The 14,338-nt window shown below is 37.6% G+C and carries 9 protein-coding genes; 2 read left to right on the top strand and 7 right to left on the bottom strand.

Annotated elements, in window-relative coordinates; translation table 11 throughout:
* Positions 1-108: 108 nt before the first annotated feature.
* On the bottom strand, positions 109-1,320 hold the full coding sequence (locus EG359_RS02605) for a hypothetical protein (RefSeq protein WP_228434908.1): 1,212 nt from the start codon (positions 1,318-1,320) through the stop codon (positions 109-111).
* Between the two features lie 26 nt (positions 1,321-1,346).
* Here EG359_RS02605 and EG359_RS02600 point away from each other — a divergent pair, with 26 nt between their 5' ends.
* Positions 1,347-1,946, top strand: a complete 600-nt coding sequence (locus EG359_RS02600) for a hypothetical protein (protein WP_076352047.1) — start codon at positions 1,347-1,349, stop codon at positions 1,944-1,946.
* A 666-nt stretch (positions 1,947-2,612) separates the two neighbouring features.
* On the opposite strand, the gene EG359_RS02595 is transcribed toward EG359_RS02600, so the two are convergent.
* Positions 2,613-4,211 (bottom strand): hypothetical protein, encoded by a 1,599-nt coding sequence (locus tag EG359_RS02595; protein ID WP_076352048.1) that lies wholly within the window; start codon positions 4,209-4,211, stop codon positions 2,613-2,615.
* Between the two features lie 207 nt (positions 4,212-4,418).
* Here EG359_RS02595 and EG359_RS02590 point away from each other — a divergent pair, with 207 nt between their 5' ends.
* The gene (locus EG359_RS02590) at positions 4,419-4,733 is read left to right on the top strand and encodes a hypothetical protein (RefSeq protein ID WP_076352049.1); all 315 of its coding nucleotides are present in this window, start codon (positions 4,419-4,421) and stop codon (positions 4,731-4,733) included.
* 33 nt (positions 4,734-4,766) lie between these two features.
* Here the strand turns inward: EG359_RS02590 and EG359_RS02585 are convergent, their stop codons facing one another.
* The 5 genes from EG359_RS02585 to EG359_RS02565 all read right to left on the bottom strand — a co-directional run bounded on the left by EG359_RS02585 (position 4,767) and on the right by EG359_RS02565 (position 14,284).
* Positions 4,767-5,102 carry a hypothetical protein gene (locus tag EG359_RS02585; RefSeq protein WP_076352050.1) on the bottom strand — a complete coding sequence of 112 codons (336 nt, stop codon included), beginning with the start codon at positions 5,100-5,102 and terminating at the stop codon, positions 4,767-4,769.
* Positions 5,103-5,317: 215 nt separating this feature from the next.
* Positions 5,318-5,821: a hypothetical protein gene (locus EG359_RS02580; RefSeq protein ID WP_123867263.1), complete on the bottom strand. Its 504-nt coding sequence runs from the start codon at positions 5,819-5,821 to the stop codon at positions 5,318-5,320.
* A gap of 20 nt (positions 5,822-5,841) precedes the next feature.
* Positions 5,842-9,504, bottom strand: coding sequence for a DUF6443 domain-containing protein (locus EG359_RS02575; protein ID WP_123867262.1), 3,663 nt, complete (start codon positions 9,502-9,504; stop codon positions 5,842-5,844).
* Between the two features lie 5 nt (positions 9,505-9,509).
* Positions 9,510-12,677, bottom strand: a complete 3,168-nt coding sequence (locus tag EG359_RS02570) for a hypothetical protein (RefSeq protein ID WP_076355297.1) — start codon at positions 12,675-12,677, stop codon at positions 9,510-9,512.
* Between the two features lie 14 nt (positions 12,678-12,691).
* The gene (locus EG359_RS02565) at positions 12,692-14,284 is read right to left on the bottom strand and encodes a T9SS type A sorting domain-containing protein (protein WP_076355299.1); all 1,593 of its coding nucleotides are present in this window, start codon (positions 14,282-14,284) and stop codon (positions 12,692-12,694) included.
* Positions 14,285-14,338: the final 54 nt, after the last annotated feature.

The raw sequence follows: 14,338 nt of genomic DNA, 5'->3' as shown, positions 1-14,338 counted from the left end.
TTTGGTAGTTTTTAATCCGTCTTTTTTGCTTACGCAGAGTGCCAAAAACACCGAACACCAACGGCGTATTGCCTAATTTCAGGGGACTGTGGTGGTTCTTTGGTGGTTTTATAACTCCGCCAATTGCTGGGTCAGTTCATTTTTGATTTTGGTTCGAAGTTTCTCAATATCGTCCCAATGGGTAATCAAATATTTGAAGCCTCTGTTGACCGAGCCTTCCACTGCTTGAATATATTCCAGTTCCTGTAGCATCGTGAAATATTTAAAGTTGGTGGACTTGCTGATGTTCATCTCCTGACGGATTTCCCTTGCGGTAAATCGGTGTGTTGTTCCTTTGGGTTGCTTTCTGACATAGCTTTTCATTTTCTCAAAGAATTGTCGGGTACTTCCGTCCAGTTCATCCACTTTAATCATAATGGCACTGAAAAATACATCAACGGCTTTCAGAATATCTTCTTTGGTAGCAATCAGCCGTCCTTTTGAATCTGTTTTCCGTTGGTACTGATGCAGAATCGTAATCTGCGACACAAAATTCTGAAACTGACTATTTAACCGCCTTAACATTTTTGCTTCAAGAGGAAGCATGATTTTATCTGCATAAGGATTGACCACGATATAGGATTTTAAAACCCTGATAGAATTTCTGAGAAGTTCTTTTGCCTGCTGTTCCTTATCGGTATCTATCAGTCCTGCAATCTTTTGGTTCTGTTGCTTTACGATACGCAGGGTTTGTTCAAGACTTTCATCCACTCCGATCACCACCGAACGTGACATATTATCATAGTAGACTTCCGCTTTAGTGGTTGCAGTAAGACTTGCGAAGTGGCAGTTCACTTGTTTTAGTTTTCCCCTGACGTTTCCGAACTGATCTTTGGAAACCGTGGAGCTGGTTAAAAATTTTGCCGACTGCATTTCTCTGAAAGCGAATTGGGCTTCTTCGTCCAAACCGTCAAAGTCCTGTATTAAAATGAGTTTGTTGGTCAGTTCCTTATCTTGGTAGTGGTACAATGATTTTTTCGTTATACGGGTCGTGTTCATCACATCCTCCTGTGGCATACATTGGGCGATAGAGTTTAGTAAATGGCTTTTACCCTCACCACTAGTTCCTTGAACAAGTGCGTGTAATAAATACGGCATTTTATATCCCGAAGCAATCACAAAGAGCATCATCCTGTTTTCTTCTTCTCCGATGATTCCGCTCTGCTCCAATAATTTGTCAATATTTTTCAAAAGGTTGGGTTTGGATAAAAACTCCATGGCATTTTCAGATGCTTTGGGCGTGAGTTCTTTTGCAGAATATTGTTCGCTGATGGGATTCACTTCCGCTTCAAATAATTCTTCACGGTTTGGCTAAACTCAAAGTTAGCAACCCTAATGCAACGTTAAAGGATATTGTCAAGCCACATCAATTTAATTACAAATTAACGACAGGAGAAAAAGTAAATGGCAAACAATTCTCAATCAGTGGAGAAGAACTAATTATTTTGATTTCGGATTTTTTCAAAAAACATTTTCAAATTAACGAAAGCAACTATGAAAAATACAGGGAGTTCCAAATTAATGAGTATGACAAGACGATTAAAAATATTAATGAAAAAAGAAGGAAACTACAACTTCAGATCAATCACGTCAGTTCACTAATGGAAAATTATGCAAGAAATTTTAACAGGCAAAATAATCCTGATGAATTACAAAAAAAAGTATTTCAAGAAGATATACAAAAATATCAGGATCAAATAGATTATTTACAAAAAGAAATAGGAAAACTTACTGTGAGCCACAGAAATGCTATTTTAGAACTGGATGCATTTATTGGGGGACTCGTAAAAATAAACGAGATGTATGACGATGCTGAATATGTTCGAAAGAGAAAAATTACATTATTATTCTTTTCGAACATCACCATAACCTCCGAAAAGCTACTTGTATTCAACACTAAACCTTGATTAGATGAAGTGTTTATCCAAGATAATCAGGGTACTCGGGAGAGTTTCGAACGTATTTATAGTATGATCAAGGAGATAGATTTCGCTGTTATAAAGCCAATAGTTCAATTTTCTTATGGACTCAACAAGAGTTTTTTTGATCAGAAGCATAAGATTACTTCCAATCAAAAAGTGTTATATGGATTGGATGAAGAGAATCAAGTTGATATAAAAAAAGATGTAAAAGGAAGATAAAAAATAACAAACCGCACCTATTTTTAAGTTCTAATCCGAAAGTAAAGTCACAATTCTTTGGACGCAAAAATCTTACAAAACTTGAAAAAGGAAATGTTTAATCTTGTAACCGAAAACTGTATTTTTTGAAAATCATAAGGATTATTTTTCTTTATTTTCAAAATCGGGACAAGTCTAAAAAAGGAAAATAAGCCAAAATAAATACCTTGATAATTCTATCAAAAAACAGTCGGAGATAGGGAAAAATTAAACAGAAAATCTTCTGAAGTTTAGCAGATGGATAGCGGAAATGGGGACTAAATTTGGGAACTCAAAATGGTGCAGTATGGGTATTGCAAGTTAGCAAACTACCCCGTAACCGGACTAGTTTGCTACTTGCAAGGGGAAACCCCTTTGAACCCCAAATCTGCTACTGAAATAAATAACAGCGACTCAATTGAGAGCCTTTTCTTGTTTTTCTTTCTGTGGGAATTTCAGTAAGATATGATACAAAAAAACTTCTTTACCTTCTCTAAGATGCGAAGTTTTGAGTATTCTATTGTTAGTATATTTACTCTCAACATCCATGCTATCGCCATTTTTAGGATAGAGAAATTTCATTTCAGCTTCAATAAATTGTTGATAGGACTTTGTGAAGTCTTCAAATTTATTCTCAGGTAGGTTACAGTAAACTATAATATATTTATTGTAAAGTCCTTTAGAGTCGTAGTTTTGTTCCAACTTATTAATGTGAGATGTAATATTGTTAGTATCAATATATTCTAAATTAAATGCTTCTAAAAAATATTCTGTTTCTGAACTGTCTTTTATTACTCCGTCAACACTCCCTTGTTTTATTCCCGTTCCCGATTCTCCATATCGAGACTGGTCTTTTGCTTCATACTTTTGAGGGAGTAGATCTAAAATTTGTCGTGTTCGTGTGTCTTCATCAGCATTCCAAAATATTTTATTCTCCTGCAACTTATAAGAAGCTCTCATCAAATCATTTAATAACGGGATTGTATCACTAAAAGCAACAAACGGATTTTTTTCAATAATTGGTTTTATTTCTTTGATGAATTGTATTTCATCTTTTAGCCATTCCTTTAGAATTTTTCTATATTTAGTTTCATCACTTTTAGAGCTATTCGTATATCCTTGTTTGAGTTTTTGTTTTCTTTTTTGACGAATCATTTCTAGCTCTATTTTTTCAATATCAGTAATTAAACCCTTTTCAAATAGCGTTTCAGTATTTATTACAACTAATATTTTGTTCGTTATTTCAAGCAGGTAATTTATTAGAACTTTTTTCGTCTTTGGAGTAGCAATATGTAAATTACTGTATTTGTTATATTTAACACTTTCAATAAGCGGATTTATATTAATATATTGTTGTTTGAGATGTGCAAAGTAACTTAATTCAAAAGGAAATGTTTTGTACCATTGACTATAAATACCTGCTAAAATATTAAAATCTCTGTCATGGTTTTCAACTATGGGGTTTTTATATTTATTAAGATATTCTAGTATTTTATTTTTCCTTTCTAAATTACCTTTGATATTGCCTGTAATCAATCCTTGAAGCTGAGTTATAAAACGTCCAAAATATAATGCTTCGCCATATCCTTTTGGAAAACAGCCAAAACTATCAATTACATGGTCTAAATAATCGAATATTTCTTCCTCCCATTCTTTTTTGTCAATGAAATTTAAAATATGATCCCAGACATAAAACAATTTTTCTGTATAAAAAAATGGTGCATTTTCGTATGCTTCGGCTTTAAACCAATTTTGAGTCGCAAGTTTTTCGTGTAGTTCACAACAGTTCGGAAACTTTTTGTGATAAGCCGAGATATCTGTAAATATTTTTAGATAATTTTTCTTACATCCATTACACTCCTTGTGATTATGACCTTCGTATTCACGTTTAACTATATCATAAGGAATTGTATATTGCCCGCCTGAAAATTGTAATATTTCAGTTCCGCAAAAGTCTAATTTTTTAATGCTGTCTACAATAAATGTATGATTGACTTCTATTTCATTACTCATTTGTTTCCTCCAATCTATAAATGTTGATAGTAAAGATATTGATAAATCCACAAACAATAGAATATGAAACTTCACGCTTAACAGGAGAAGTTTACTCTTTGAAATCTTGAAAGAAAAAATTTAGATTTTTTCTCGGCTTACTTTTGGGGGAATTTACTATTTTTAGTGAAAAATAATTTTTATACAACAATTCTAAATTTCATTATTATGGAAAATTTTTTTGACATTTCTTATAAAGTTTTGATGGCTCTGTTTGCTGTTATAGCGAACAGAAAGGTTTTAAAAATATATGCAAACAAAATAAGTAGACATCGTTGGTTCAGACCAGTAAATAATGGAGTAGCTATTATTACATCAACATTTATGATAGTTTCTTATTTTATTACTGCTACATTATTTTGGATTATAAAGTTCAACGGTTCTGTAAGTGGGTTTTATATTTGTATTACAGAGTTAATTCCTATAATTGTTTTTGCACTATATTTCTACAGAATTAATTATATGCCTAAACAAATAATATAATTTCGGTCATATTAAAAATCGTTAATTTAGTCATTATCTTTCCTGATCTAAATCCAAATCTTTATTGATTTTTTTAGCGGTACGTTCTAACGCATACCAACTACGTTCGGTATCAGTTTGATGCTGAACGTTATCTTCTTGCTGAATCTGAATAATTTCTGCGGAGTACGTGTTATAAAATTCACGCATTACTTCCTCATCATAATCTTCATAATGATAAAGGGTTTCCATTCCAAATTTTTCTGCCAAAGAGAAGAAATCAAGTGGCTCATCGTGAGTTAATATTTCTTTTGCCAAGAATTTTTTAAGGCTGTCTTTTTGCTCATTTGCCATAGCCTTTAATTTTTCAATTGCTGTTTGTTTATCCATGATGCGATTGATTTACACAAAGTTAATAAAAATGAGATTCTATCGTAGCAATAATCAGTGTTAATATATTACAAAGTATTTTATCAGAATGACTGGCAAAATCAACTCTTTTTATTCCATCAAATGATTCACACAAGAATTTCGGTCATATTAAAAACCACTGCGATTTCACAGTGGTTTTTTACAAATAATGCAATCTTATTCTTACAAATTATCTAATCATAAATTTCTTTATACCATCCGTTTTTTAGAGAAATACTTTTTGCAAATATCTTTTTCCTATATTCTTCTGAAATAAACTTCCCTATGACTGGAGAGTGTTCATCAGCAGAAGGTTTAACATATACATTACCTAAACTATCTACTTTTAAATAATAAATATTCATATCAACAAAGTCTGCTGTGAGTTTTTTCAGTTGATTATCAGCATTAATTTTTAAATTCTCTTTTAAAGAATCTTTTGGATAACTCTCTTCTACATCAATAATACTCTTAGACTGTTTATTATAATTTATCGTAAGTCGTACAAAATTATTATTCCTGATACTTTCTAAAAATATTATTGGGGAATTTCTAGAAGAAAACCCTCTTACGTAAATCTCACTCCCTTGATAATTTGAAAAATTATAATTCGAATATCTGTTAATGAATTCTTTTTCATAATTACTTTTACAAGATATTATAAACAATAGACATAAATAATAAATAAATTTTTTCATTTTTTAATTTGATTTAAGTTTTATGGTGTATTAGCTGGTGTAGGAGTTCCCACAGTTACTTGAATTTGCTTGTCTCCATAATTGTACTTATCTGAAAAAAGCACTCCACTAGATATAGAAAGTTGATCATCAGAAGAATCTAACTGACTACTATAACCGTTTGTACTAGAATTAACTACACTATTATAATGTGCTCCTAACGATAATTCAGCTCCTGTGAATTGCATAGCACGACCTGATGTACCAAATAAAAAATTCCCAAAATTGTTCTGATTATGAGCCAAACCTTCAACTAAAAATATTGTATTTGACGTATTGGTCGTAGGGTTACTTGGTTTTGCATTTGGAAACATTTTAGGTACTTGTGTATAAGCAAAATCCATTTTTCCTCCGCCTATTCCTTCTTTTTTTATATAATCATATCTTTCAGAAAGACTCCTATTACTCGCTTTATTTTTAGGATCAAATGCTCCTGACCAACTAACTAATGTGCGGACTTGTTTTTCTGTAACAAATTCAAGTTTATTTATTTTACCCGATTGTATATCAGCAACATCATTTTTAGGATCAGCAAATCTAAATTTCTGCTGTGTACTTCCATCACTTTTTACAACTCTTCCCTTACTTCCATTCCATAAGTTATGCCACCAATTATCCTTTGTAGTACCAGTATAATTTCCATTTTCGTCAAAATTAATAAATTTTCTTCCATCTGGATCTATATACCTTATAGGGTTATCGCCTGCATAAGTGTAAGGGCTAAATCTTCTCATTTTTTCCGCAAGCGGATCCACTACGATCCACCTTCCAATGTCCGGCATGTATTGTCTGGCTCCAAAGTCATACATACCAGTCTCTTGCAGTTCCTTTTCGTTGTACTTGTAATTCTTATAGCTGCCCACTCCAAAGAACGCATTCCCAGTCTTCAAATGGTTCATCCCAAAAGGGTAATAGTCATTGGCATCTGTAATTTCAAGAGCACCTACGTTGTTTCTGCCAAAACTTACCCTTACGTTTCCAAGGTGATCCTTGTACTGGTAAATATACTGATCTTTTTTATAATCATAGTATCCCTCGGCTGTAGGGAAAAACACAAGGTCTTCATCCTTTGCAGGAACCACAATGACACCACCACCGCCGCCAATGGGAGGGTCAATACCAGGTTCTAAAGGGTTGATAATCCCATCCATAGTATAGGCCTCTATCTCCATTGCCTTTCTCATAGGGGATATGGCAAAATCCGCCTCTTCAACAGGACTTCCACCACCACCAGGAGAACCTCCCCCTTGAGTGAGTGTATGAATGTATTGAAATCCATCTAAATAATCTGTATCTGTTGTATTGCTTACGGTCCCATTAACTCCATCATACGTTTCAAGAATACTTTTGTGTAATTTCACTCCATCTGCTCGATAAAGGTGATTAATATTAAAATTAGCACCACGAGCTATACTGTTGGGTAAATTCAAATAATTATAATTAATTCCTAGAATCTGCTTATCCAGCATATTGGTCATGTTTCCATTGGCATCATAGGCAATGATGTTTCCTCCACCTTCATATCCTGCCTTGTTATGTCGGTTGTCCTTGACATCCAAAAGACGGTTTCCAAGACTTGTCGGAGGCCCATAATTATATACTAATTCATCAATAACCTCGGCAGTGGTTCCATTCATGACAGAGGTTCGGTATAGCTTGATGATATTTCCATTGAGATCATAATCCACTACCTCCGTATGTTCCTTGCTCCATGGATTGTTAGGATTTTGATAATACCCTGCAGTCAGCCTGTTCAGCGCATCGTAGGCATAACCATATCTCTTGGGTTCCAGGGGAGGATTGGCTCCAAGCGACTCCACGGAACGCCAATCTACCTCGGCAATGTTTCCATTGTACATGGGCTTTACATTCTTGCCCACAAAAAGGCTTGTGTCAGGGTTGGTTGTTCCATCCTTTTGGTTGTACTTAATCCTGTAGGAGAATAATTTCCCATTTAAACCTGGTATGGACATATCATTTTTATTGATTTCTGTCATCCATCCCCTGATATTGTAGGCATAGTCAATGCTTTGCAGGTTATTTCCAACCACCTTGTTCTTAAGCTGGGACAATTCATTATAGGTGTTCTCTGTAAGCAATTGTTCTGCCCTGTCATCCACCTGATGCCAATGCTTAGTTAATCTGTTGGCATTGTCATATTCAAAACGTTCATTAACCGTTACCCCGATGTCACTGGTTTTTCTTTTGTGGGAGGTTTTAACCTGCTTTGGCACTCCTGCAAAATCAAGTTTAGACTCAGTCTTGGTATATCCTCCCAAGTGATTGATAGAATGGGTTCCTATCACCCTCCCTTTTGTATCATAATAGGTGTAACTTTTTGTCCAGTTATCATCCTCAATGTTTTTTACATAGGAGGCAACAGCAAGTCCCTTGGTACTTTTAGATTGGGACGGGTTATCAGTAAGCAGTTCCTGTGAAAATTGATTGTCGGCCGCTGGTGATCCCTGTGGATAGGTATCGTAGTAGTTAACACTTAGAATGGTTGGTATTTCTCCCACAAAATAAACATCCGTGTAATAGATTGTCATTCCGTTTCGGGTAAATCCTGTGGAACTTCTTTCTTCGGCAATCACCAGGTTATTGATCTCATTTTGCCTGCCTGCTCGTTCCCCGCCTGATGATAAAAGTCCTGTATAGGCAACCCGACCTAATCGATCGTACTTGGTAATGATCCATTTATTCTGGGCCTTAAGGTTGGTGTCCTGGGTTAAAACCAATCTGTCTGATTTATCATACACCATATACTCCCAGCCTTTGCCTGGAAGTTTCTTTTCTACCAAACGATTTCTGCCGTCATAACGATACTGATAATATAGATTTTCCATTGTCGAAGACTCAACAGTCGGAGCAGAAGCCAATGGAGGAATCACATATGCTAATTGGTCATATTCATTATAAACATAATAAGTATCGGCATTTTCCGTTGCATTTAATGCTTTTCTTACCAATAAAACCTGTCCTTTTCCATTTTTAAACTCGGTGGTTTTATTTCCGTCCTCATCGGTTACTGTATTTTTATATAACTGATTCGGTAAGAAATATTGAAGCAATTGAACTGTAGTCTGCGTTCTGCCTTCAACCCAAGTCGTTGAAGTTTCATATTTTCTTACATAATCTGCATTAGTATTAGCTTCATAATCAAACTTTACAGGCTTGGTGGCCCAGTCGGTACCCACCTGGATCTGCTGCTGGATTCTGCCCAGGGGTGAGTTTTCCAGCTTCTTTTCCGAGTAAATCTTCTCCGAGCCATAAATATTAGGCTGGGTAGCATTGGACAAGGGATCTGTAACAATAGCACCGTTTGAAGTGCCTCCCTGTGGAACAGGAAGGTAATCCAACACCTGTCTTCCAAAACCATCATATACGATTTGGGTGACAACGTCTCTTCCTAATGGGGAAGCTTTCACATTCACGATCTGTTTAGGTCTGCCTAATCCATCAAAATACTGAACCGTTTCTACCTGCTTGGCATTGGCATCACTCTGGGTTTTTGCCTCAAGATAGGTTCTTGTGTAGATATAGTTTTCATTGGTTGCCCCGGTAAGACCACTTGGCAATTGCACCTGTGCATTGACCGTGCTCATCATTAAAAGGGCACCAATAGGTATAATTATTTTTTTCATCAGTGTTAGTTTTTATAGTGGTAGTTGAATTCCTTTAAAATATTGTTGTTGGCATCCACCACAGATTGCAGCCTGTTCATGGAATCATATTTGTAGAATTCCCTGATTCCTGTGGGAGGGGTGATGCTTGTTACCCCAACCTGTGGATCATAGGTATAGGTGGTAATGCTGTGGCTCTTAAAGGCAGACTGGTTTCTGTAGGTATCTAAGGCGTTCATCAGTGCTTTTTCTTTATCCGCATCCACGTCCTCGTTTGACTTCGCAATGATGTCAGCGGCCAGTGCTGCCGCTTCCAGATAGGTGGCTCCCTCTATCTTGGCAATAGGTTGGGTATTCTTATAGCCCCAGATAATGGCCGTCGGAACACTTCCTTTTGTGGTATACTGCAAAATATTTCCGTTGGCATCATACTGGTCATAGCTTACTATACTTTGTGCGGAAGCAGTATTGTCAGAATCAAACTTTTGCTCTGATACAGGAAGCACCAAATTGCTGGTTTGTGCATTCTTTCCATAGATGCTTCTTACCTTTGAGATCACCTTTCCATTTTCCTTAACCTCGGTTTGAAGCGGAATACCAATCATGTTGGCAGTAATCATATCGGTATTGCTCTGCTCATGGGCATACTGGTAGCTTGTCTCCTGAATGGTATTGTCCGGAAAGGTGGTGATACTTTTGGTAAGGTTGTTATGGATGGATGAGGTATAATCCATCTCTTCCTTGGTAATCAGGCCTCCATTGTCAAGGTATTTGGTTGATATCTTTCTAAGCAGTTTATAAGGTGAGGCTTCCAAAGAATAAAGGCCCCAATCAATATCATCATAGATCGTTGCATTCGTATTGATTATACCAACAATTTCACTGTATGATAGTCCCTTTAATCTTGTAATACAGTCAGGAGTGGGATTGTCTATGCTACATTTTTCAGGATAGGAATACAGGTAATTGACATCCTCTACTTTCTTGAAGTCATCAGCAACATAGTCATACTTAAAGTATTCTTCCTTGGTAAGTTGCCCACTCATGTGGCTCCTGTCATCAGGTGGTGGGAATGGGTATCTGTTGAAACTCAAGCCTCCAATGGGCTTGTTAAAGTACTGCACCGTTTTTCCGTTGGATCTGCCATAGTTATCCAACTCTATTTTTTCCACTCTTCTGTAGACCAGGTTTTGCCCCCTAAGCTTGGAAAGCGGATTGGTACCTATTGAAAAGATAACCTTCCCACTGCCATCCTTCATGGCCACATAGGGAGCCGTAATGATACTTCCTGACGTAGTCTTTCCATCCTCCAGTGTATAGACAAATTTTTGGGTGTGAAACTGATCACCGGCATTGGTAACAATCTGCTGCACTCTTCTTCCACCTATAAGTATGGGGGTATCTCTCATTTCGGCCAAGGTTTTACGTTGCTTCCATTGTATCCCCGCTGAAAAGTAATATGGAAACTCCATGTCATCAAAGTCCTCCATGACACTCGAACTCGCCTGAAGCTTATGAGGACCAACACCTAGGTTAAAGCTACTGGCAACCAAATCTTTATCTTTTTCAGGATTGATCCACATTCCGTCAATCATAACCTTGTAGGGGCAGGTTGTTTCATAATATGGACCGGGACAATTTGTTATTCTTACCTGGGCTCTTAGAACATTACCGATTATCTCTGAATCCACTGTAAAGGGAACCTCAAATTTCCCATGTCCTTTGTAGTGGACCGGCATCCTTGCAATATTTACTGCCCTGGGGGTAAATTCCTCGGCCTCAGGAATCATCTGATCATAGTTAGCCGGCTTTGCAGACTCATTACTCTCAAAGGTATACTGTGAGTACCCCCCTGTAGGATAGGTTACCGTACTAATCTGCCCAAGACCACTGTACGCGGGATCAACATTTAGATTCGCAGGAGTGCCACCGCCGCCCCAGGATGAATCTCCCAGAAACATATATTCAATATTGGGCTTGCCATTATAGTATCCCCAAAGATCCTGCTTGGGAGAGAATCTATTGGGTAGTATATCGGAATTATAGGAAAAAGCATAATGATTCTGATAGTTACCACTTGGGATATCCAGCCTCTTCACCTCCCTTAGCCTCAGTCTTTTGCTTTTATAATTTTCAACCATTGATGTTGCTGCATAATTCGGTAAGGGCTCTGTTTCATTATAATAGTCATAGACCAGTTGGAATTGCTTCACAAGCTTTCCATAATTGTCAAATACCTTGATGAACTTCAACAGGTCAGCTTTCCCATTATCCCCGTTCATATCCTCTCTTTCCGGGCTATACTCAAAGACCACCTTTTCATAGGGAGTGGTAATCGAACTTATCATCTTAACATTTTCAACATTTCTCAATATTGAAACGACTTTATAGTTTTCCGTTCCCTTTGAGTAATAGCGATTGGACGAGCTGACATATTCAAGTTTGGCAGATTGTCCACGGCTGGCAATATCGGTAAGGTACCAGGAGTCATTGAGCTCAGGAGAAGTGACTGAACCGCCAGCACTTGCATTTGGAGACTTTGGGATCGTAATGGAATTCACAGACTTACGGGAGTACATGTTATTGAAGTTGAATTCAGTGCCATCACCAAGAGAGACAGTCCATTTATTCGCTCCCTTAACAATTCTGGTATTGTCCTTTTGCTGGGCAATGTAGGTGTTATCATTATAGTTGTAGAAAAACGGAATGGTATTTCCAAAGTAATTAACAGTATAAATATCTGTTTCCAGATCAGTCCCTGTATAGGGCTGATTAAGATGCTCATAATTGTATAGAATGGCATTTCTTCCATCAATGGTAGGGGTATTGACGTATTGCTGAATAATATTGGTGGATTGTCCGTCTATCTTATCCCTCACTTCCTGAGTCAGTATACCTGAGTTATTAATGGACCAGCCCAGCCCCACGGAGGTCGCCATTTGCCCAACCTTAATTCCGGAGGCATCATATTGCAACTTAATGGGCAGTTCAAGATCCCCTACACGAATGGTATGGAAAAGCACCTCTATATTGGGGGTTCCCGTGGACAGATTCACGGATTGCTTATCAAAGACCCCTAAAGCATTCGCATCAATATTAGGCGCAATAACCGAGGGAATAATCTTGTTATTTTGTTGTGCATGCAGGGTTCCCATCATAAGCAGGATGCCTATGGGAATAATTATTTTCTTCATTGTTATCAGTTTTTTTATTTCTTAATCAGCTTTGCATTCGCCGTCTTGTTATTATCAGTCTTTATCGTCACCAGATAAGCTCCCTGAACCAGAGCCTGTGTATTAATTTTAGTAACTCTATTTTTGGTCTTCAGGTTTTGCAGTTGTCTCCCACTCATGTCATAAACCAGAATATCAGCTTCCTTGAAGTCAAAACCTATTTCTACGTAGGCATAATCGGATACCGGGTTTGGATAGATCTTGATGTCATATTTTTCAATCAAGTCATTCACCTGCCTGTCACCCAGCTTTACAATCTTCCAGTTTTCCTTGCCCAGTTCCTCGGCACTCGTTCCTGCCAGAATAATGGAGCCATCTTTGTTTAATCTTAAATCTGAAAGTCTTTCCTCCCTTTTCCTGGATTCTCCCTTGATGTGCTTTCTCCACTGCTCATTTCCATTTCCGTCAAGGTACAGCATCCAGAATGTCTCATCATCCTTTTCTATTCTTCCCTCAGCCTGCGTATAGCCACCCAACAAAATTCCCTTGGTCAAGTCTTGACTCTGGATTACATTCATTCCCATTAGAACATCCCTGTTGCCAAAGGTGTAGGACTTTTGCCACTGCTCATCCCCACGCTCATTCAAGGATACCAGCCAAAGATCTGTTCCCTCTTCAATTCCCACCGTCTTGTTTCCTGACCTTTCCGATCTGGATTCCCCGCCAATGATGTACCCATTGGAAGCCAATGCTAAAGTTCTGATGTGGTCATCTCCCTTTCCGCCAAGGTTCTTTTCCCATTCAATCTTTCCGCTCTTATCGAGCTTGATGATCCAGTAATCACCCTCACCAAAGTTTTCACTTTGCTTGGAGGTTGTAGAGGGTTGGTTGTCGCTAGCCGGTTTTTCATTTGAGGCATTGCCACCATTATTGACAATCCCGCTTCGGGAATAGACGCCCAGTAAGGCTCCGCCATCCCTTGTGGGAATCATTTTTTCAACCTCGTCAAGACCTCTTCCACCTAAAATAAGCTGGGAGATTTCCTTGCCGTTTTTATCAAGTTTAACCACCCATACATCCTTGGAGCCATGTCCCTTGGGTGAGTTCTGGATGTTTCCTGCCATAATGAATCCCTGGTCCGTGGTTTGGATCACTGCCCTGGCTTCCTCATCCAAGGAGCTTCCCAGGGTTTTCTGCCACAGCTCATCCCCAAATTCATTAATTCGAATCAACCAGACGTCAGAACCTCCCTTGGAGTCATCCTTTTTATCCAATCCTTTCCCTGAATATGAGGTTCCCGCCAAGAGGAATCCTCCATCCTGCGTGGTTACGGTTGCTGAAAGATAATCATGATTCTGTCCTGAAAAGTATTTTTCAAAAACCTGTTCTCCCTGTTGGTTCAGTTTTACCAGATGGAAGTCGTAGCCGTTGTTTTGTCTGTTATTTTGTTGGAGTTTATCGCTCTGGATGGAGCTTCCCGTAATAAGGTATTGCTGATCGATGGTAGTGGTCACCTGGCTTAGAAAGTCCTGGGTAGAGGATCTGATGTCCCTTTGCCAGATTACTTCCTGGGCAGACATACCCAGCACAGTGCACAAGGTAAATGCACCGAGATAAATTTTTTTCATTCCTGTATTTTTAAGTTAGTAATTAGTTTTATTATTTTGCCACAAATTTAACTT

The sequence above is a fragment of the Chryseobacterium joostei genome (assembly GCF_003815775.1).
Lineage (GTDB): Bacteria > Bacteroidota > Bacteroidia > Flavobacteriales > Weeksellaceae > Chryseobacterium > Chryseobacterium joostei.
This window is presented reverse-complemented; position numbering and strand designations above follow the sequence as displayed.

Excerpts from the sequence above, each read along its gene's own strand:
- EG359_RS02595 (WP_076352048.1), bottom strand. The coding sequence starts at position 4,211 with ATGAGTAATGAAATAGAAGTCAATCATACATTTATTGTAGACAGCATT.
- EG359_RS02590 (WP_076352049.1), top strand. The coding sequence starts at position 4,419 with ATGGAAAATTTTTTTGACATTTCTTATAAAGTTTTGATGGCTCTGTTT.
- EG359_RS02585 (WP_076352050.1), bottom strand. The coding sequence starts at position 5,102 with ATGGATAAACAAACAGCAATTGAAAAATTAAAGGCTATGGCAAATGAG.
- EG359_RS02580 (WP_123867263.1), bottom strand. The coding sequence starts at position 5,821 with ATGAAAAAATTTATTTATTATTTATGTCTATTGTTTATAATATCTTGT.
- EG359_RS02575 (WP_123867262.1), bottom strand. The coding sequence starts at position 9,504 with ATGAAAAAAATAATTATACCTATTGGTGCCCTTTTAATGATGAGCACG.
- EG359_RS02570 (WP_076355297.1), bottom strand. The coding sequence starts at position 12,677 with ATGAAGAAAATAATTATTCCCATAGGCATCCTGCTTATGATGGGAACC.
- EG359_RS02565 (WP_076355299.1), bottom strand. The coding sequence starts at position 14,284 with ATGAAAAAAATTTATCTCGGTGCATTTACCTTGTGCACTGTGCTGGGT.